Origin of the sequence: Fodinicola feengrottensis, from assembly GCF_010993775.1 — a bacterium.
GTDB lineage: Bacteria > Actinomycetota > Actinomycetes > Mycobacteriales > HKI-0501 > Fodinicola > Fodinicola feengrottensis.
Genome location: NZ_WOTO01000035.1, coordinates 67,521 through 84,591, shown reverse-complemented (window position 1 = coordinate 84,591; position 17,071 = coordinate 67,521). Strand labels below are relative to the sequence as shown.

Sequence of the window (17,071 nt, the reverse complement as noted above, 5' to 3'; positions counted from 1 at the left end):
TAAAATTCTTGTAGGTATCGCGATCCTCGCCGCGACCCTAGTCGTGGGCGGCGTACTGGGCACGGCGGCTGGGGGCGACACAGGGGGACCGTAGTCGCCGCGATTATCGGCCTTTTGGGCGGCGGCGTTGCTGGCGGCTTCTTCGGCGCCGGGATCGTCGAGCTGATCTTCAAGTGACCACTCTCGCCGACACGGCCAAGAAAGAAATCGCGATGCAGTTGGTCAGTTCCGCGGAGAACAGCTCTCTGGACTGGCGCGCACAGTACGGCTACATCGAGGATATCGGGGACGGCCGCGGCTACACGGGCGGCATCATCGGCTTCACCTCCGGAACGGGCGACATGCTTCGGGTCGTCGAGCGGTACGCGGTGCTGGCGCCCAAGGCCGGCTTGCTACGTTTCCTGCTGGCACTGCGTAAGGTAAACGGCACCGCGAGCCACACGGGGGGCTGGGCGCTGCGTTCGTCTCGTCTCGTCTTGGAAGAAGACGGCGGCACCCAATGCAACGTTTCGTTCGGCTCAAGACTCGATCCGGGATTACGAGTACTTCACGCCGGCTGTTAACCAGGCGCTGGCGGATGGCCTGAGCATTCTTGGTCAGTTCATTTACTACGACGCGCTGGTAATGCACGGACCAGGGTACGACCGTGACAGCTTCGGCGGCATTCGCGCGGCGACGATTCCGTACGCCCCGTTGCCTAGTCACGGCGGCAAAGAATACGTCTTCCTGAAACGCGTTCCTGAACGTTCGCAAGGCCGCCATGCTCCGCGAGGAAGCGCACAGCGACACATCGCGCATCGAAACAATGCAGCGGCTATTCCTGGCGGCCGGTAACTACGACCTGCACACTCCGCTGACGTGGAAAACGTACGGCGACTCGTACACGATTAGGTAGGAGAGCTGAAGTGGCGAAAGTCCGAACGCGTACCGACGAGGTCACCCAAATTGTCGTCACGCTGACCCCGAATGAAGCACAGGCCGTACAGGCTGCGCTTGAGGGATTCCGCGAGGACGCGGGCGAAGAGATCAAGCTCGGCCGGAAGGTTTCGCGCATCGCGGAGAAGCTCGAAGAGTTACTAGCAGATGCGGGCTTGCCAGTCCGCAGCTACAAGATCAAGTTGTCGGACCTCGGCTACTGGGTGCGCTAATGGGCGCTGACTGGCAGCGCTCCCCAACGCAGTGTCCGGTCGCTGCATTCTTCGGTCTATCGGTGCCGTACCTGTTTTGGTGGGCCTGGTTCAGGAAATGACCACACACCCGCCAAAACCACGTCCGCCGCCGAGTCGCCCTAAACCCTCTAAGCCGCCGAAAACACCGCGGCCTAAACCCGGGAAGTGATGCGTTTTGATCAGCTACTACATTCAGGCTGCTCTTTTGCGGCTGTTCGCTTGGATCCTGCCGGCCGATGCGTGGGAGTGGCCGGATGATTCCGGATCGGATGACGAGTGACAGCGTTTCCCACGTACCCCAGTGTACTAAGCCCACGCTTTGCGCACAAGACACCGGGGCTATCTATCGAGCAGGAATATTTGGCGCGGTTCGGACGAAAACTCACCGTGGGTCCTGGCGATTGCGATTGCTGATCTGGGCGGGAGCACCTAACACTACAGGGTACGGGCGTTTCCGGGTGGGGCCGCATGTGTGGCGGGCGCACAGGTGGGCGTACACCGCGCTGCGGGCCGATATACCTGACGGTCTCCACTTAGACCACCTCTGTCGAAATCGCGCGTGTGTCAACCCATGGCATCTAGAGCCTGTAACGCTCGCCGAAAATGTGCGACGAGGCGAAGCCGGCGCGCATCTGCGAAACAAAACACACTGCCCAAGCGGTCATCTGTATTCCGGCGAAAATCTGTATATACGCAAGGTGGACGGTGGCCGCGAGTGCCGAACCTGCCAGCGTAATCGGCGGCGACAGGCGACAGGTTCGAGGAGAACATGACCGATGCGGTGGTGCCTCCTCGAATATTGTTCGAGGGCGACGGGCATAAATACGCTGAGGACTCGGTCACGGGAAAGCGCATCCCTGGCGTAACAAGTATCGGCGGCCTGATCTCTAAAGATTTCTTACAGAGATGGAGCGCAAACAAGGCGTCAGAATACGCCGTTGATCACATCGACGAGATCGTGCGCCTGTTGGTTGACGGCAAGTTCGTAGAGGCAGAGAACCGCATCGGCGGAGCTGCCTACCGCGAGACCAGCGCGGCTGCGCAGCTCGGCACCAAGGTCCACAAGATGTACGAGCGTCTGGCGGACGGCGAAGAAGTCGGCTGGGTTCCGGAGCAGATGGCGCCGTTTCTCGGCAACTGGGAACAGTTCATTGCCGAGTACCACCCGACATTCGTCGACCAGGAGTTCAGCGTCTGGAATCCAGAGCTTGGATATTTCGGTACCGCGGACTGGTGCGCTGTCATCGACGGTCAACTAGTTCTCGGCGACACGAAAGCTGGTAACGGCGTCTATGACACCGTGGCGCTGCAATTAAGCGCCTACCGGTACGCGCCGTACATCTTACGCACGGTCGACGGCGAAACTGTTGTCGAGGACAACCGCGAGTACGAGGCCACGGTCGTTCTGCACACCCGTCCAGAGGGTTGGGCGCTGCATCCGATCAATACAGGACCGGAGGTGTTCTCGGTATTTAAGGCGCTAGCCACTGAGGTCATGCCTTGGCACGGCTGGAAAGGCGTACGTGGGCTTGGCAAGGACGCAATCAACGCCCCCGTAAATCAGTCACCGTTCAAGCGCCCCGTAAAGGCGCCGCGTCATCCATCTAGCTAGGAGAGCGTAACACATGGGTCTCGATTACAAAAAGCCCACCAAGAGCAGCGAAGGCTCGTACTTCAACGCCAAAGAGCACGACGGCTCCCTTGTGGTGTTTACCAACATCCAGGAACCGCACACCGACACGTCCGGCAACTTCGGCCCGAAGCAGGCTGTCGTGGCGGACTTCGCCGACCTCACCAAGGACGGCGAGATTCAGAAAGGCGTCGTAGTGAAGGGCGCCATTCTCAACGGCCTCCTTGACGAGGACGGCGGCAAGTTCTCGGACACCGTTGCCGGCCGCATCAAGGTGATCAAGTCGCGAAGTTCGGCACCACCGGCGGCGTTCTGAACGACACCGACGACGGGGACGACGCCAAGATTTCGGCGTGGGCGAAGGTTCAGGGTTTGTAATGGCCACCGTCGAAGAATCATCCGCCGTCGTCCCTATCTACATCTTGCGGATGGACTCCGACGAACGTGTCGCAGTTGTACGCGCCCTCGATCAGTACGTCGAAGGCGGCTTCGACGAAGGCGGGTTGATCGCTGACATTTTGGAAGCGATCTAAGCACACCAGAGCGCCGGTCCGGTACTGACAAAGGTCTGCCGGGCCGGCTGCTACATCGCACGTTTGGAGAGACATGCAACATGTCTATGCCGTCGAGAGCGGCTCGTATTCCGATTACGAGGTAACACACATCTTCGCGACGCGCGAGCTTGCTCAAGACGCGTGCGACAAGATCAACTTAGATACGTACAACGACGCTGAAGTAGTAGAGCGTCCGTTGCTAGACCAGCCGTTGACTGTCGGCGAAAATCACACGGTAAGTGACAGCAACTACGACAGCACACCCGTTCACAACTCGCGTCGAGTCCTTCGAGACCAGACCGAATCCGAAGAGGTGGTTTCGGAGACCTGCAAGTACCAGACGCGGAACGGGGTACGTACGCTCATTCATGCTCGCGGCTCCAGCGCAGTACTGGCACATGCGGAGTATGACCGACTCGCACGCGCACGCGCCGAAGCTGCAGGGATCGTGTGAAACCCCCGCGCAAAGTCAAGGTCGGCCCGATCAGTTTCACTGTCGCCTCCACGCGAGTCGGTTGGAAGGCCGCTGTAGATCGAGAGGGTTCGGTCATCGACAGCGAAGACTACGGAGTTGCCTTCCCGTGGCTGGGAGAGATCGCCGTTAACCCTGCTCATCCGCCGACCGTGCAGCGTCTCACGACCGTTCACGAGCTGCTACACGCGCTACTCGCTTTGGTGTGCGGATCACCTGATTTCCGTTCCTATTTCAAGGGTTCGACAGGTCAGATAGCGGCAGAAGAGCGGCTCGTCCGGCTGTTGGAGGCGCCGTTGTTGAGTCTCATCCGCGACAACCCGCGTCTCATGGAGTACTTAACGTCGAAGGACTAGTCAAATGGCTGGACATGAAGTGCCTTGGGCCGTGCACATGGCCTCTTTGAAAGAGTTCGCCGAGCAGACCTCTGACGAGCGCGAGATGCGGTACGCCGGCAATAACACGTTGGCTGCGGAGATCGACCAGATATCGCGTAACTTCACCGAGGGCTGCGGCATTGGCTACAACCTGCGACACGACCCGATAACCGCCTACATCGCATTGACCGTGAGCGAGCTGTTCGAGCGCGTTGTCGCCTACATGCGAGTTGCCCTTGAGAAAAGCGGCACCGCCCAAGGTCTTTCGGCGGAAGAGATCGAAGAGTCAAACGAGTTCGCGATGCACTACGTCGCAGCCACGCGCATCGCCGCCGGCACTTTTCTACACGCCGCTTGCCATCATGTCGGCATTGATGTGCCGCGGCCGTTCGGGGAGCCCGCTGACCTTGACGCGCTAGCGGATCTGGAGTTCGAGCCCGATGTGCCTGCCGGGGAGTGAGCCAGCGCCAGGCGCCGTCGTGATCAATGAATGGCTGACATGGTTCGAGCGTCGTGGTTCGGCCTGGCTGGACCTGTCCACATACGGCACTGACATCGTCGACTACTACAGCTGGCAAGAACTCTGCGAAGAATTCGGCCACCTAGAGGTGATCTATCCATGAGCGTTGACCTGACTAAGTTCGTCGTCACCATGCGCGTTCTCGCAGAAGTAGGAGATGAGCGCGACGCCCAAGACCAGCGGTGGGGAGCTCAGAATCTGCCAGACGGAACCGGTGGCGGCTTCTGGGTGAACGCCGCCAATGACGCCAAGCTCGAATGCGAGGCGGCTCGTGGCCGCAGTGAGATGACTTTCCGACACGTGCTGGACGAGGAAGTGTGCGAGGCATTCGCAGAATCCGACCCTATCCGCCTTCGCGCGAGGAGTTGATCCAGGTGGCCGCGGTTGCGGTCAAATGGATCGAGGCTATTGATCGGCGGGCCGATGCCTAAATACCTAATCCGGCTCGACGGCGCCGTCGAGGTCGACGCGGCGAACGAAGACGAGGCGTACGCGCTGGCCGGCCAAATTATCGACGACGACCCAAGCTTTGTCGAGCTTTGCGACGTGGAAAAGATCGACGAATGACCGCCCACCAGAACCGCCAGTTTGAGAACTGGCTGTTCGATCAAAAGGACTACCCGGAAGGTATTTACGACCTAGCGACGGACCTCGAAGAATTTCCAAAACCCCTCCGATATCCGCCGGTGGCTTGAAGAAGCCTTCGACGCGGGTTACGACAGCGGGTATGACGCATCGTGGCCGCTGCAGTGACCGTCCGCGTATACCGCTTAGCCGGCGACAAGCTACGCGAAATAGGTCCCGCCGAAATCGGTCGCCTTGGCCGCGGTGCGGTGCTCGTTGTTGACGGCGAGCCTGATTCGACACAACCAACTGGGGTGCGTTTGCCCCCGCTATAGGCCTGGCAGTGCTCCACGGCGCCGAGGTCAGACGGAGAGTGCGCAAATGAATAACAACACGGGGTGGTGGCGCTGATGAACGACTGCCCGCACTACTTCGAGCACGACTCCGAAGACCGTCTTGAAGACGGCCTCACCCTCACCATCGAATTCTGTTACCTCTGCGGAGCTCGCCGAGAAACAGAGCGCGATTGGGCCGGCGAGGTTCGGTTTCAGGACATCGCGCTAGAGCCAGACGAGGCGGATTGCTTGTGAGCGCTGAAGAGTACGTCGAAATGTCTGACTCAGAGTTGATGGAGCATTACGAAGACTCCGTCGATTTTTGCCTGGTCCAGTCGGACGAATGCCGCTGCGACATGGAAGCCCGCGCCGAGATTCTCAGTCGTATGTCTCAAGTCCCGGCACTGCAAGCGCGGATAGACGATCTCGAAATGTCACAAGAAGCCGCTAATGACTGGTGATGATCGCACATGAACAGTTATCACGCCGCGTGGCTCGCTGCCCTAATTGAGGGCGAAGGCTGGGTGGGTCGCCGCGCTATCCAAATCGAGATGGCCGATCAGGATGTAGTAGAGCGCGCTGCCGAGATCATGAAATCCAAGTCGGTGCGCACCCGTGTCCGCGGCGGCAACAAGCGCACGTGGCGCGCTGACGTGTACGGCGAGACGGCTATCCAGGTCATGCGTGACGTTCTGCCCTACATGGGTATCCGTCGTGCCGCCAAGATGCGCGATTCGCTCGACGAGACGCGGGACTGACCTGTCAAAATGTCGAAAAAAAACGTCATCCCCCTATTAACTCTAGGGATTTTGTTTTCTTGCGAGATCGACCTAGAAATCAGTTCAGTTCGACATTTTGACAGGGCTTTCGTCAGCCCAGCCCTCACAGCAAGTCCGCGGCGTCCACCCGGCCGCCCTCGTTTGGAGAGACATGCATGAGAAGCACTAAGGCGGTGATATGAAGCTTCAAGCGATCCTGGCTCACTTCGACGGCGTCCAGCCGGACGGTTCTGCCTTCCTCGCGATCTGCCCGTCCCACGGCGACCACGACCCGTCGCTGCGCATTGCCCGCGGAGAGAACAACAGCCTACTCCTGAAGTGTCGATCGCAAGCCTGCAGCGCGGAGGAGATCTGCAAGGCCGCAGGTATCCAAATGCGTTCCTTATTCAACGTCACGGGATGGCAAGCCGCGGGCATCCCGGAGCAGGCTGTGCCTGCCGCGGACTTGCCGGCGGAAAGCGTAACCAGGCTGGCGGTCTATGTAGACGAAACCCTCCAGCGCCTGCACGACGGAAGCGAGCTCGCAGGCTCTGCGCTGGAGTATCTCCGCCGCCGATTCGGCATAACCCCCGAGCTTGCCGCGGACCTACGCATCGGCCTCGATCCCGGCTCTGACGCGATCGACTTCGAATACACGAAAGCGACGTTCCGTCAGGTCCCGCGCATCACGGTTCCGTTTATCGACGATTTCGACGGCGTTGCCCGCGGCTTGCAGGGGCGGGCGCTAACGTCTCACCGTGTCCGCTGGTCGGGCCTATACGCCTATTCCGGCAAGGTCCCCTGGCACAAACACGCCTACCTGCACGGCGGTGCTAACACCGATGTCGTCATCATCACGGAAGGACCTGGCGACGGCCTGACCGCGGTTGGCGCCGGTCATGACGCGATCGTGGTGGCGGGCGCAAGCAACGGAAACCAGTCTCTGGCCGAGATGCTGGCTCCGCACTTGCAGGGCCGCCGCGTGATCCTCGCCGGCGACGCTGACAACAGCGGAAGCGCCTTCTCAACCCGGCTGGGCGAAGCGCTAGCGTCACACGGAATAGACACGCGCCGTCTCGCGTTGCCTGGACCAGGCGACGACCTCTCTAAATGGTATGAACGCGACGGGGTCAAGTTCGCGGGATTGCTCTATCAAGCTATCCGCGACGCGGTTCCGTTCGCTGTACGCGAGACAGTCAACAATGAAGAAGAAGACTCCGCGGGCGGCGAGCTCGATTATGTGGCCCGGCACCCGCACACGGATCTAGGCAACACGAAGCGCCTGTACGACCGGCTGAACGGGCTTGTGCGGTACACGGATGCCGCCGGCTTCTTCCTGTGGGACGGATCCTACTGGGCGCACGACGGTCGCTCTCAGGTCCGCACGGAGGCCCAAGCGGTCGCCGATGACGTGTATTACTATGCACAATCGCTACCGGCCGATCACCCGTACAAGAAGGCCTGGCTCAAATTCGCGCACACCACCCAGTCATCCGCATCTATCGCTGCCATGGTGCGGGACCTGGAAGCCATGTCCGGTGTCCACTGCGACATTAACGATTTCGATGCCAGCCCAGATCTGCTCGCGGTTCAGAACGGCGTGCTCGATTTGCGCCGCGGCGAGCTCGTGGACCCCGATCCCGAAATGAAACTAAGCCGGCGGCTAGGTGTCACTTACGACCCTGACGCCAAAGCGCCACGGTGGAGCGGTTCCTGGCGGAGATCTTCCCGAACTACCCAGAGCTTGTCCCCTACCTGCAGCGGTTGGTCGGTTATGGCATCACCGGCCACACGTCTGAGCAAATGTTCGCGGTGCTGTACGGAAAGGGCGCTAATGGCAAATCGGTCCTCACGGAGACGCTCACCCAAGTGTTCCGCGCGATCACCGTCACTACGGCCTTCTCGACGTTTGAGGCTAAGCCGGGAGGCGGCATCCCGAACGATGTGGCGGCCCTCAAGGGATCGCGACTCGTCATGGCTAGCGAAGGCGATCAAGGACGCTATATCGCTGAAGCCCTTATCAAACGGGTCACCGGTTCAGATCTGGTTCAAGCCCGATTCATGCGCCAAGAGTTCTTCGAGTTCAAACCCTCATTCCTGATCATGTTGGCGACAAACCACAAACCGCTGATGAAAGGCCAGGACGAGGGCCTGTGGCGCCGTGTGAAACTGATCCCGTTTGAGCGCTGGTTCGCTCCGGACGAACGTGACCAGGAACTGTCACGCACGTTACAGAAAGAGTCCGCCGGCATTCTAGCGTGGGCGGTGCGTGGCGCGGTAGAATGGTACGAGGACGGGTTACGCGAACCGATGGTGATTACCGCGTCCGTCGATTCCTACAAAGAGTCCAGCGACGCCCTATCCGGCTTTTTCCCTTGGGCCGGCGGCGAGACCGAGGGCCTGATAAAAGATCCCGCGTCTGTGGTGCTGGGTAATCAGGCCTATCTGCTCTACTGCAACTGGGCGGACAGCGAAGGTCTCAAAGGTACCGATGTCTGGAAACGCCAGACCTTCTACCGAGCCATGGAAGAGCGCGGCATCTCTCGTGAACGTCGAGAGAAAGGCCAAACCCTTGTTGGCGTTCGAAAGAGCACCAAACGTGACACGGTGGCCGACGATCGTCCCGTGTCTGTAAATGCGCCATCGACCGACACCGAAACATACGACGAACTCTTTGGAGAGGTTGCCAATGTCTAGCACGTACCCGGCTGGCACGAAGGCCCGCGGCAAAATCTCGGACCGCGTACTCACCAAGCACGCCAACGGCGAGTGGCGGTACGACGATACCGGAGCCTTTGGTGCGGACACGGACGACGACGCCAAGACCCGTTACCGAGAGTTCATGTTCCCACCCGCCGCCCCGGAAATCAAACTCGGTACGGTGGTCGAAGCGGCATACGACGAGGACGGAGACCGCATCAGGTTTGTGTGTTTCGCGGCTCAGCAGGCCGACAAAGCATTTGTTCCCGTGGGCGACTTTCCTGGTTACGGCTACGCTGGCGACGACGACGTGACTGTGTACCTACTCTCTGGCCTGTCTGATATTTCCGTAAACGGAATCCCGCTCTCGCCGCCGGTTCCCGAACTCGAAGAGCCCGAGAAGCTTGGCAGCGTGCTCGTGTCGACCCGGACCGGGCCGGCATACATCAAGGTCGGCCCGGACGCATGGGTCATCGCGACGACGGTCGACGACACCAGTAACCGTGTTGTGTTTGCATGGGACGAAATCAAAGACGACAAAACGCTGACCCTCGTGGACGCGGGCTACTGATGTGCGCACCCAAGCGTACCAACTAGCCGGCGACACCGTACAAATCCGATTCGTTGAAACCGCGGCAGACGCTGACGAGGCCGTGCGTTGGAGCCTCGCGCAACAGCTGCTTGCGGTGGATACGGAGACCCCGCACCTTCTCCATTTCGCCGCCGACTTCCGCGTACGTCTTGCACAGTTCGGTAATTCCAGCGTGGCGTACGTGCTGCCCGTCGAGCGTGACGAGTGGTCGCGATCAGCGTCCCGGAACATTCTCACGAAACACAAACGAATGCTCGGGTTCAACGTACCGTTCGACGCGCTGGCGGCTGGCGTCGATTCGTTGGTAGACGACGCTGTCGAGCTGCAGTCACGCATGGTCGACGTGGGCCTTATCAGCCGGCTGGAGGACCCGCGGTCCAAGGGGCAGCCTGGCGCAGCGGGTCACAAGCTCAAAGACCTATGCGACGTGTACGTAGACCCGGCGTCACCCGACACTCAAGAGGGGCTAGCCGACTTCTTCGCCTCGCAAAGTTGGGGTATCAAGGACAGCCAAAAGAAGCCGCTCGGTTGGGGTCTCGTTGACCTCACAGAGCCAGTCTACTGGCTGTACGCCGGTCTCGATGTGATCCTGCTGTCCCGGCTGTTCCCGGTCCTGTACAAGGCGCTGAAGCCCTCGCCGTCGTACGGCCTGCTGAACTTCGAGCGACAGGTTCAGGGCGAGGTCATGCGTCCCGAGCAAAAGGGGATGCTGATTGATCGACCGTACGCAACGGACCTGTTCGAGATCTTGCGCGAGGAGGAGCGGTCACACGCAGACGCGGTCGCCCGATACGGCGTCAAAAACGCTAACTCAGGTGACCAGGTGGCCGCGGCCCTTCTCGCGATGGGCGAAGAGATTCCGGAACGCACGGACGGCGGCAAGGTCAAGACTGACAAGTTCGTGCTCTGCTCTGCCGCTGGCCGATGTGAACGTGAAGGACTGGGGCGAGGCTCTCGAAACCCGAGAGCCCAACTCGCTTGCTCTAGCGGTCATGTATACCAAACGAGCTCAGCACTGGCAGAGCTACGTACGCAAGTTGCTTGACGGTGCAGATGTAAAGGGCCGCGTACACCCGAAGTTCAACTCACTACAGGCCCGCACCGCGCGCATGAGTGTCTCGTACATTCCCGTGCAGCAGTGGCCCGCATCGGACGTGCGGCTCCGTCGCTGTGTCATTGCCGAACCAGGTCACGTCTTAGTCGCGTCTGACTACGCCGCGGTGGAGCTACGGTTGCTCGCGGCCCTAGCGGATATTCCGGCTATGAAAGACGCCATCGCTAATGGTCGCGACCTACACAACACAACCGGCACCATGATTTACGGAGACGACTTTACGGAGCGCATCACACAGGGCGACCCGTGGGCGAAACGCCAGCGCGGCATTTTGAAGGTAGTTGCGTTTGGCAGCGTCTACGGAGGCGGGCCGACCGCGGTCAGTCAACAGACCGGCCTTTCGCTAGCTGAGTCCGGCGACGTTCAGGGTAAGTTCTTCGGCGTATACCCAGAGATCAAACGCTACAGTCGCGCGCTGCAGCGAGAGAAGCCACCCTTAACGGCTTCGTAGTCTCGCCCACCGGTCGCAAGCTGCCTACGGATACAGGTAAATCCTACGCCGCGCTGAATTTCATCTGCCAGTCGGTGGCCCGTGACGTGTTCGCGGATGCGTTGCTGCGGCTGCGAGACGCCGGTATGACGCAGCAGATAATTCTGCTAGTACACGACGAGATCATTTCAGAGGTCCGCGAAGACCTGGCCGCAGACTACGCAAAACGTCTGGGCGAGCTGATGAGCACCACAGTTCTAGACGTACCTATTTCGGCCGATGGAGAGATCTTAGGCCGCCATTGGCGAAAGGGAAGCTAAGCATGAGCTACGGAGAGATCATACTACAGCGAGTAGGCAACCGCGTGCGTGCGCCGCATCCTTAAAGCGCCCGTACATTCGCTCGTCAGCCTCGAGATTTTCCGAGAAGCAGACGCCTCGGTGTTTCAGCTCAGCCGAGACAGTATTACCATCGCAGGCGAAAACCGGACCGTGGTTTACACGATCACTGGGTGGTCGTGCTGGCAGTGCGCTCTGCGACTGACCAAGACACACGACACGGCGGAGTTGCCGTGAAGAAAGCGCAGGTCTACCGCAACGGCCCGGAGCATTGGGCATGGGAGCACCATTGTCCAGGCCGCACACACCCGGCAACCGGATTCCCGTACGACAACCAGGAAGACGCCTTCTACGGTGCGCAGCTGCACATGCTCGCCGCGCACACCGGCGCGATGGTGCCCGCCTCCTGGCTCCGACTTCCCGACGTGGACATCTCATGACCACCCGCGAAACCCCAACCGGAACGTGGACTTACAGCCCCGAATTCAAACACGGCACCCGCACGATAAAGGCCGGCACGATCCTCTCTATCAAGAACCTCCGCGGCCGTTGGCGCCTGGTCCAGCACGTACAGACGCCGGTCGCCGAGTGGATCGACATTGTCGAGATCTTCCTAACCGGCCAATCCAAGAAAGAGCCCATACGCGCGGTCCGAGCCGACCGCGTCACGCGAGTTCACAGGACGAAGGCGAGCGTATGACGAATGACCTGGTGGAGTGGCTGACAGTCTGCATCGTGACTGACACGCGTCTGTTGCCTGCCATAATCAGCGTTAACCTATCCCGGCGTCTGAGCCTTGAGATAGCGCGTAACCGCCGCATCCTCGAACGGCATTTGTCTTGCGAAATTGTTCCGGGTGACCCATTTTGTGCCCGGTGCACTGAGACGTATGGCCCTGTTGGCCAATCGTGGCCGTGTGATGAGATCCGCGACCTTACATCGGTGTACGCGGACCGTCCCGGCTATCGACCCGAATGGGGACCGACCGATGCCGGATGACCTGAACGCAAAGCTGAGTCAAAAACTCAGTGACGGCAAGATCACGCTTCACGACGTGACTACTATTCAGACATTCGCCGCGTACCTACGAGACGCCGAACGCCCAGGCGTGCCAAGGCGGCCGTGGGTGTATGCAAAGTGGGGGCCATATTTGCGTGGCCTGAGCGACGGTCCAGTTGTGGAGCTGCGGAAGTTCAGGAGACGAAGCAATGCTGGATGACCTGAACGAACGCGTACAGGCGCGGCTAGCCGAATTTGAGAAATACCTCGGCCCCACGCCTGGTCCGTCCCCGTCCCCACAGTTCGATCCGCTGGGTTACCTGGTTTGGCATGCAACGAAGGTCACGAGGCCACTGGTGTCATCATGGCGGGAGCGCTGGGACCGGCATAAGCCCTTGGAGCGTTGGAGCGGCATGGCCTATGTCGTTCGCTGCAACACGTGCCGCCACGCCAAAGATGATGAGCTGTGTGCTGAACGGCTGTCTGTTCTTCGCGAGATAGGAGTGAAACCGTGAGCAATCCCCCAATCCGGTTCGGAGACTTCATGGTTGAGGTCGACACGTGGAGCAACGGAATACACATCGACGCTGAACCGGTTGACCCCGAACGGGACGAAAACAACATGATCGGCACCAAGGAGCAGGCGTACATGCTCGGCATGGCCCTGTTGGACGCGTCCGCCCCGACGATCAATGCGCAGGATTGGCGTGCGTGATGGCACCCCAGAGGACCGCAGCGTGAGCGCCTACCGTGCAGTGTCTTTGTTCTCCGGCTGCGGCGGCTTCTGCGAAGGGATCCGGCTTGCCGGGTTCGACGTCAAAGGTGCGGTCGAACTCGACCGCTTCGCTGCGCAGACGTACCGGCACAATTTTTCCGAGGTGCCCCTTTTCGAGGGAGACGTGCATGACTTCCTCGCTGCCGACAGTGCAGCATGGGCAGAGCAGGCATCCCGCTTCGAGGAAGTGCAGAGAGGCCGCATCGATCTGCTCTTCGGCGGCCCTCCGTGCCAGGGGTACAGCCAGATCGGCACCCGGATACTCGACGATCCCCGCAACGAGCTCTACCTGCAGTATGTCCGTATTCTGACCACCCTGCAGCCTCGCGTCTTCCTGATGGAAAATGTTCCGAATATGCTGCTGCTCGCCAAAGGACGATTCAAACGCGAAGTCCTTGACGCTTTCAAACAGGCGGGATACGGAAACTGCGGCGTCTCGGTCGTAGCGGCTAGCGACTTCGGCGTTCCGCAGCTCCGGAAGCGGGCGATATTCTTCGGAGTGCGGGACGGTGAGGATCTCGGGATCGATGCTCAGCTTTTCCTCGAAGCTGCGCTGGGCCGCGAAAGCCAACCGCTGATGACAGTCCGGCAGGCGATTGGCGATCTCCCCGAATCGACGGCCATTCACTATGAGCCGCTGCGCTACCCGGGTTTCCGACGCAAGAATGACATCGTGGACGAGATGAGACTCGACCGTGACGGCCGCTGGTATGCCTCCGGCTACAAGAAAAAACGAGTCGGTACTCAACCTCAGCTCCACAACACAAACCACACCAAAGAGATCCAGAGTAGGCGCCTGAACCTCATCTCTCTGCTGGCGCCGGGCGCCAAGGCTGATACGCTGCCGCCGGAGATCTGGAACGGCGCCCGACCGGAGAAATGGCGGCGGTTGCATCCAGACAAGCCCGCTTACACCATTCTGGCGCAGATGCACCGAGACCTTTCGGAGTGGGTCCATCCGGACTTTGAGCGCTGGATCACGGTCCGCGAGGCCGCTCGCCTCCAGTCATTCCACGACGGGTTCGTCTTCCAGACCAGCGAATGGCAGATGCTCAAGCAGATCGGCAACGCAGTACCTCCGCTGATGGCACGAGCACTGGGCGCTGCGGTGGAGACTGCGCTGCTGCAACTCGACGGCGCTCACCGCAGTAACGTAATCGTGCGAACTCACGGCCCCGCCACCCGCTTCGGTGTCGCGCCCGAAGCCCCGACAAGAAGGTCCGCCTGATGGACATCGTTGATTTCGTACGCGCCCGGCTGGATGGTGCCCAGATAGCTGAACGCGCAACACCAGGGCCCTGGGTTGTCTGCGACGGCGTCATCGCGGACTACGAAGAAAACGCGACCTGGGAGCAGGTAGTCGAACAGCCGGTAGCCCCGCGTGACGACACGCACATTGCCGCGAACGATCCCGCTTACGTCCTGCGTGACGTCGCGGCTAAGCGCGCCATCGTGGACGCGTGCGGATACGCTGACGAATCTGACTCCGCATTGTTCGAGGCGTGGCGTGACGCTGTTTCGTATCTGGCCGCTATCGATTCGGCTCATCCCGACTACGACCCGAAATGGCGCCGATGACCGACACGAAATACCCATTCAAGGTGGTCCGCGTAAACACCGAAACCGGCGACCGGCTGACGGTGGGCGTGTTCCAGAACCGGGCCGCGGCGATCAAATTCTTGGCCAGCGCGTCGTTAGTGCCGCCGCATCGGCTGCAAGTGGAGGTAGAGGAATGACGACAACCCAAGGCACGGAGAGCGCATGAACACACCACGAGTTGAGCAGCTCGCGGTCCTACGTGCCCTGCAGTTCAAGATCATGTATAGAGGCACAGTGCCGCATCACGTCAAGCTTCGTCGCCGGGCCAAAAGCGCCGTCGCGAAGCAGTCACGGAAACGGAATCGGCCGTGAAGCAACCTACTCCAGTAGACGACACGGCTGATCGCGTGCAGCTAGCGATACGAGTTGCGGACTATCTGTACACTGAACGGAATAACGGTTTGATGGCTTCGGGGTACGTGAACATCAACACCACGGTGTATATCGGCCGCCGGACGTTTGTAGTGCACTACCCTGCAAGCGGTATCGCCGCCAGTCGAGTTACAGAGATCATGCCAGCGGCCGAGGTTGAGGTGTGGTCAGCGTGAGCGAATGTACGCACCGTGGACCGGCAGTCATTGAATCAGGCGGCGAGTTCCTGTGTATCGACTGCCGAGCACCGCAGGGCGAATGGCATTCCACGTATCGGCCGGCCGCAGCTGGCAGGGCGTACACGGCTGCGATGGGTGCTGTGCAACTGAAGGGACCGAAAATGGCTGAGATGCTGATGTGCAATCGCTGCAAGCACACGGGAAAACGGGACAACACGTTCACACACGTATATGCGTCTCGTTATGACTCGCTGGCCACAACTGTCAGTATCGATCTGTGTGAGGGCTGTCGAAGAGATGTGCTGGCCTTCGTGCGCACGGCGCCGAACCAACAGCCACGAATGCGGCTGCGAAAGCGTGTATGGCTGGCGCTGTGTCATATGGCCGATCTGTGATACTGATCCGGGTCGCGTGGCCATTCGCCGCGGGTCTCGCGATCATCGCGGTTGTCGGACTGGCGAAGTGGCTGCACGGCCGATACAAGATAGTACGTCGTAGGCCCGCGACACGTCGAACGGCCTGGTGGGATGACACCGACCCCGATATCGGCTTCACCTACCACATCATGGACGCCAACAACGGCGACCTACTGTATGTCGGCAGTTCCATTCGCTCGCCATTCGCGCGCCTTGCCGAACACGTGCAAAAGGACTGGTGGCCGCGGCATTATGACGTGCGCATGTTCAAGCACGCCAACTACGGATCGGCTCACGTCGCGGAAATCGAAGCTATCCGCACGCTCGTGCCGCGGCACAACAAGATTCGCTATTTCAAGTCTGCGCCACCTGCGCATTTCAACCCGCAGTCCCGCCCACTGTGGTCCGAGTCCCTCAAGGGCGGCCGAGAATCGAATGGGGATGCCACCTGACTACGAAATCGGCCGGCTGACTTCCAACGAGCTGACAGAAGTCCGCACGGTGTTGTCGCGAGCCGAGACGGCACTGGCCTTTCTGAATAGACACCCAGAAGGCGAGCTCGAACTTGAGCCGATGACCGGCCACTGGGAGATAATTGGAACGATCCGGGGGTTCCGCGGCGGAACCTACCAAGACAAACGATGGGTCATCGACACACAGGCCGTAACGATTCGGCATCCCGACCTCGAGGAAATGCGCGACGCACTAACGACCACGGTGGCTAGCCTTCGCAAGTGGGCGCGTACGGGTGCGAAACGGCGGCCGAAATGAGCAGCGCTAACAAGGCAAAAGGCACAGCGTTCGAGACCGCTATAGTGCGATTTCTACAGGACGGCGGACTACGGGCCGCCCGAAAAATCCAGCACGGCTACCTGGACGACGGCGACGTGGATATCGGTCCGGGTGATTTCACCCTGCAGGCCAAGAACTATCGCAACGTCACAGACGGCGTACGTGAAGGCGTAGAAGGCGCCGAGAAACAAGCCGCGGTTGCCGGCACTGATTACGGCGTCGCGGTCGTCAAACGCGCTCGCAAGCCAGTCGCCGACGCCTACGTCGTGATGACACTGCGCATGTTCCGCAAACTCGCGTTCGAGCTCGTGGAGCTCCGGAAACTCAGGGAGCGATGACTGCGGACATGCGGAAGCCGATTGACTGGCTGATACGTCGCGCACTGC

30 protein-coding genes and 2 pseudogenes are annotated in these 17,071 nt (G+C 60.2%); all 32 read left to right on the top strand.

Features of this window, described 5'->3' with window-relative positions; genetic code table 11:
• Nucleotides 1-173 precede the first annotated feature (173 nt).
• On the top strand, nucleotides 174-563 hold the full coding sequence (locus tag GNX96_RS55965; protein ID WP_279581755.1) for a chitosanase: 390 nt from the start codon (nucleotides 174-176) through the stop codon (nucleotides 561-563).
• Nucleotides 529-678 (top strand): annotated as a pseudogene (locus GNX96_RS65085) (chitosanase); the annotation flags it as partial. The gene GNX96_RS55965 and the pseudogene GNX96_RS65085, both read left to right, overlap by 35 nt.
• Nucleotides 679-739: 61 nt before the next feature.
• Entirely contained in the window at nucleotides 740-895 is a 156-nt protein-coding gene (locus tag GNX96_RS55960; protein WP_279581773.1) for a chitosanase, read from the top strand.
• Between the two features lie 10 nt (nucleotides 896-905).
• Nucleotides 906-1,148 (top strand): hypothetical protein, encoded by a 243-nt coding sequence (locus GNX96_RS29150; protein WP_163571105.1) that lies wholly within the window; start codon nucleotides 906-908, stop codon nucleotides 1,146-1,148.
• Between the two features lie 257 nt (nucleotides 1,149-1,405).
• The gene (locus GNX96_RS29145) at nucleotides 1,406-1,942 is read left to right on the top strand and encodes an HNH endonuclease signature motif containing protein (RefSeq protein WP_313885813.1); all 537 of its coding nucleotides are present in this window, start codon (nucleotides 1,406-1,408) and stop codon (nucleotides 1,940-1,942) included.
• A complete protein-coding gene (locus tag GNX96_RS29140; protein ID WP_163571103.1) occupies nucleotides 1,939-2,781 on the top strand; it encodes a hypothetical protein in 843 nt (280 codons plus the stop codon). Before GNX96_RS29145 ends, GNX96_RS29140 begins: the two co-directional genes overlap by 4 nt.
• 13 nt (nucleotides 2,782-2,794) lie before the next feature.
• Nucleotides 2,795-3,115, top strand: a complete 321-nt coding sequence (locus GNX96_RS29135; protein WP_163571101.1) for a hypothetical protein — start codon at nucleotides 2,795-2,797, stop codon at nucleotides 3,113-3,115.
• Nucleotides 3,116-3,176: 61 nt separating this feature from the next.
• Nucleotides 3,177-3,332: a hypothetical protein gene (locus GNX96_RS29130; protein WP_163571099.1), complete on the top strand. Its 156-nt coding sequence runs from the start codon at nucleotides 3,177-3,179 to the stop codon at nucleotides 3,330-3,332.
• 73 nt (nucleotides 3,333-3,405) lie between these two features.
• Entirely contained in the window at nucleotides 3,406-3,807 is a 402-nt protein-coding gene (locus GNX96_RS29125) for a hypothetical protein (RefSeq protein ID WP_163571097.1), read from the top strand.
• On the top strand, nucleotides 3,804-4,181 hold the full coding sequence (locus GNX96_RS29120; protein WP_163571095.1) for a hypothetical protein: 378 nt from the start codon (nucleotides 3,804-3,806) through the stop codon (nucleotides 4,179-4,181). Before GNX96_RS29125 ends, GNX96_RS29120 begins: the two co-directional genes overlap by 4 nt.
• A 4-nt stretch (nucleotides 4,182-4,185) precedes the next feature.
• Nucleotides 4,186-4,662 (top strand): hypothetical protein, encoded by a 477-nt coding sequence (locus GNX96_RS29115; protein WP_163571093.1) that lies wholly within the window; start codon nucleotides 4,186-4,188, stop codon nucleotides 4,660-4,662.
• A gap of 19 nt (nucleotides 4,663-4,681) precedes the next feature.
• A complete protein-coding gene (locus tag GNX96_RS29110; protein WP_163571091.1) occupies nucleotides 4,682-4,825 on the top strand; it encodes a hypothetical protein in 144 nt (47 codons plus the stop codon).
• The gene (locus GNX96_RS29105; protein WP_279581754.1) at nucleotides 4,822-5,091 is read left to right on the top strand and encodes a hypothetical protein; all 270 of its coding nucleotides are present in this window, start codon (nucleotides 4,822-4,824) and stop codon (nucleotides 5,089-5,091) included. Before GNX96_RS29110 ends, GNX96_RS29105 begins: the two co-directional genes overlap by 4 nt.
• Nucleotides 5,092-5,145: 54 nt before the next feature.
• Complete coding sequence (locus GNX96_RS29100) at nucleotides 5,146-5,289, top strand: hypothetical protein (protein ID WP_163571090.1); 144 nt, start codon at nucleotides 5,146-5,148, stop codon at nucleotides 5,287-5,289.
• 395 nt (nucleotides 5,290-5,684) lie between these two features.
• On the top strand, nucleotides 5,685-5,876 hold the full coding sequence (locus tag GNX96_RS29095; RefSeq protein WP_163571088.1) for a hypothetical protein: 192 nt from the start codon (nucleotides 5,685-5,687) through the stop codon (nucleotides 5,874-5,876).
• Complete coding sequence (locus GNX96_RS29090; RefSeq protein ID WP_163571086.1) at nucleotides 5,873-6,082, top strand: hypothetical protein; 210 nt, start codon at nucleotides 5,873-5,875, stop codon at nucleotides 6,080-6,082. The genes GNX96_RS29095 and GNX96_RS29090 overlap by 4 nt, the downstream gene beginning before the upstream one ends.
• Nucleotides 6,083-6,091: 9 nt before the next feature.
• Complete coding sequence (locus GNX96_RS29085; protein WP_163571083.1) at nucleotides 6,092-6,379, top strand: hypothetical protein; 288 nt, start codon at nucleotides 6,092-6,094, stop codon at nucleotides 6,377-6,379.
• Between the two features lie 199 nt (nucleotides 6,380-6,578).
• Nucleotides 6,579-8,075 (top strand): annotated as a pseudogene (locus GNX96_RS29080) (toprim domain-containing protein); the annotation flags it as partial.
• 5 nt (nucleotides 8,076-8,080) lie between these two features.
• Nucleotides 8,081-9,076, top strand: coding sequence for a DNA primase family protein (locus GNX96_RS29075; RefSeq protein ID WP_163571080.1), 996 nt, complete (start codon nucleotides 8,081-8,083; stop codon nucleotides 9,074-9,076).
• On the top strand, nucleotides 9,069-9,650 hold the full coding sequence (locus GNX96_RS29070) for a hypothetical protein (RefSeq protein ID WP_163571078.1): 582 nt from the start codon (nucleotides 9,069-9,071) through the stop codon (nucleotides 9,648-9,650). Before GNX96_RS29075 ends, GNX96_RS29070 begins: the two co-directional genes overlap by 8 nt.
• Before the next feature lies 1 nt (nucleotide 9,651).
• Nucleotides 9,652-10,716, top strand: coding sequence for a 3'-5' exonuclease family protein (locus GNX96_RS29065; RefSeq protein WP_163571076.1), 1,065 nt, complete (start codon nucleotides 9,652-9,654; stop codon nucleotides 10,714-10,716).
• On the top strand, nucleotides 10,664-11,236 hold the full coding sequence (locus GNX96_RS29060) for a DNA polymerase (RefSeq protein WP_163571074.1): 573 nt from the start codon (nucleotides 10,664-10,666) through the stop codon (nucleotides 11,234-11,236). The genes GNX96_RS29065 and GNX96_RS29060 overlap by 53 nt, the downstream gene beginning before the upstream one ends.
• The gene (locus tag GNX96_RS65080) at nucleotides 11,170-11,535 is read left to right on the top strand and encodes a DNA polymerase (protein WP_163571155.1); all 366 of its coding nucleotides are present in this window, start codon (nucleotides 11,170-11,172) and stop codon (nucleotides 11,533-11,535) included. The genes GNX96_RS29060 and GNX96_RS65080 overlap by 67 nt, the downstream gene beginning before the upstream one ends.
• Before the next feature lie 251 nt (nucleotides 11,536-11,786).
• Complete coding sequence (locus GNX96_RS29050) at nucleotides 11,787-11,993, top strand: hypothetical protein (RefSeq protein ID WP_163571072.1); 207 nt, start codon at nucleotides 11,787-11,789, stop codon at nucleotides 11,991-11,993.
• On the top strand, nucleotides 11,990-12,253 hold the full coding sequence (locus tag GNX96_RS29045) for a DUF7246 family protein (protein WP_163571070.1): 264 nt from the start codon (nucleotides 11,990-11,992) through the stop codon (nucleotides 12,251-12,253). The genes GNX96_RS29050 and GNX96_RS29045 overlap by 4 nt, the downstream gene beginning before the upstream one ends.
• Before the next feature lie 508 nt (nucleotides 12,254-12,761).
• Entirely contained in the window at nucleotides 12,762-13,067 is a 306-nt protein-coding gene (locus GNX96_RS55955) for a hypothetical protein (protein ID WP_279581752.1), read from the top strand.
• Nucleotides 13,064-13,267, top strand: a complete 204-nt coding sequence (locus GNX96_RS29040; RefSeq protein WP_163571068.1) for a hypothetical protein — start codon at nucleotides 13,064-13,066, stop codon at nucleotides 13,265-13,267. Before GNX96_RS55955 ends, GNX96_RS29040 begins: the two co-directional genes overlap by 4 nt.
• Before the next feature lie 22 nt (nucleotides 13,268-13,289).
• Entirely contained in the window at nucleotides 13,290-14,555 is a 1,266-nt protein-coding gene (locus GNX96_RS29035; RefSeq protein ID WP_279581751.1) for a DNA cytosine methyltransferase, read from the top strand.
• Nucleotides 14,555-14,905 carry a DUF6221 family protein gene (locus GNX96_RS29030; RefSeq protein WP_163571065.1) on the top strand — a complete coding sequence of 117 codons (351 nt, stop codon included), beginning with the start codon at nucleotides 14,555-14,557 and terminating at the stop codon, nucleotides 14,903-14,905. Before GNX96_RS29035 ends, GNX96_RS29030 begins: the two co-directional genes overlap by 1 nt.
• The gene (locus GNX96_RS29025; RefSeq protein ID WP_163571063.1) at nucleotides 14,902-15,063 is read left to right on the top strand and encodes a hypothetical protein; all 162 of its coding nucleotides are present in this window, start codon (nucleotides 14,902-14,904) and stop codon (nucleotides 15,061-15,063) included. Before GNX96_RS29030 ends, GNX96_RS29025 begins: the two co-directional genes overlap by 4 nt.
• Nucleotides 15,064-15,850: 787 nt before the next feature.
• Nucleotides 15,851-16,345: a hypothetical protein gene (locus GNX96_RS29020; protein WP_279581750.1), complete on the top strand. Its 495-nt coding sequence runs from the start codon at nucleotides 15,851-15,853 to the stop codon at nucleotides 16,343-16,345.
• A gap of 315 nt (nucleotides 16,346-16,660) precedes the next feature.
• The gene (locus tag GNX96_RS29015; RefSeq protein WP_163571059.1) at nucleotides 16,661-17,023 is read left to right on the top strand and encodes a hypothetical protein; all 363 of its coding nucleotides are present in this window, start codon (nucleotides 16,661-16,663) and stop codon (nucleotides 17,021-17,023) included.
• Nucleotides 17,024-17,071 lie beyond the last annotated feature (48 nt).

What these genes read in the sequence shown, in the direction of transcription:
- GNX96_RS29145 (WP_313885813.1), top strand. Translation starts at nt 1,406, where the DNA reads ATGCGTGGGAGTGGCCGGATGATTCCGGATCGGATGACGAGTGACAGC.
- GNX96_RS29140 (WP_163571103.1), top strand. Translation starts at nt 1,939, where the DNA reads ATGACCGATGCGGTGGTGCCTCCTCGAATATTGTTCGAGGGCGACGGG.
- GNX96_RS29135 (WP_163571101.1), top strand. Translation starts at nt 2,795, where the DNA reads ATGGGTCTCGATTACAAAAAGCCCACCAAGAGCAGCGAAGGCTCGTAC.
- GNX96_RS29130 (WP_163571099.1), top strand. Translation starts at nt 3,177, where the DNA reads ATGGCCACCGTCGAAGAATCATCCGCCGTCGTCCCTATCTACATCTTG.
- GNX96_RS29125 (WP_163571097.1), top strand. Translation starts at nt 3,406, where the DNA reads ATGCAACATGTCTATGCCGTCGAGAGCGGCTCGTATTCCGATTACGAG.
- GNX96_RS29115 (WP_163571093.1), top strand. Translation starts at nt 4,186, where the DNA reads ATGGCTGGACATGAAGTGCCTTGGGCCGTGCACATGGCCTCTTTGAAA.
- GNX96_RS29105 (WP_279581754.1), top strand. Translation starts at nt 4,822, where the DNA reads ATGAGCGTTGACCTGACTAAGTTCGTCGTCACCATGCGCGTTCTCGCA.
- GNX96_RS29100 (WP_163571090.1), top strand. Translation starts at nt 5,146, where the DNA reads ATGCCTAAATACCTAATCCGGCTCGACGGCGCCGTCGAGGTCGACGCG.
- GNX96_RS29085 (WP_163571083.1), top strand. Translation starts at nt 6,092, where the DNA reads ATGAACAGTTATCACGCCGCGTGGCTCGCTGCCCTAATTGAGGGCGAA.
- GNX96_RS29070 (WP_163571078.1), top strand. Translation starts at nt 9,069, where the DNA reads ATGTCTAGCACGTACCCGGCTGGCACGAAGGCCCGCGGCAAAATCTCG.
- GNX96_RS29060 (WP_163571074.1), top strand. Translation starts at nt 10,664, where the DNA reads ATGTATACCAAACGAGCTCAGCACTGGCAGAGCTACGTACGCAAGTTG.
- GNX96_RS29045 (WP_163571070.1), top strand. Translation starts at nt 11,990, where the DNA reads ATGACCACCCGCGAAACCCCAACCGGAACGTGGACTTACAGCCCCGAA.
- GNX96_RS55955 (WP_279581752.1), top strand. Translation starts at nt 12,762, where the DNA reads ATGCTGGATGACCTGAACGAACGCGTACAGGCGCGGCTAGCCGAATTT.
- GNX96_RS29030 (WP_163571065.1), top strand. Translation starts at nt 14,555, where the DNA reads ATGGACATCGTTGATTTCGTACGCGCCCGGCTGGATGGTGCCCAGATA.
- GNX96_RS29025 (WP_163571063.1), top strand. Translation starts at nt 14,902, where the DNA reads ATGACCGACACGAAATACCCATTCAAGGTGGTCCGCGTAAACACCGAA.
- GNX96_RS29015 (WP_163571059.1), top strand. Translation starts at nt 16,661, where the DNA reads ATGAGCAGCGCTAACAAGGCAAAAGGCACAGCGTTCGAGACCGCTATA.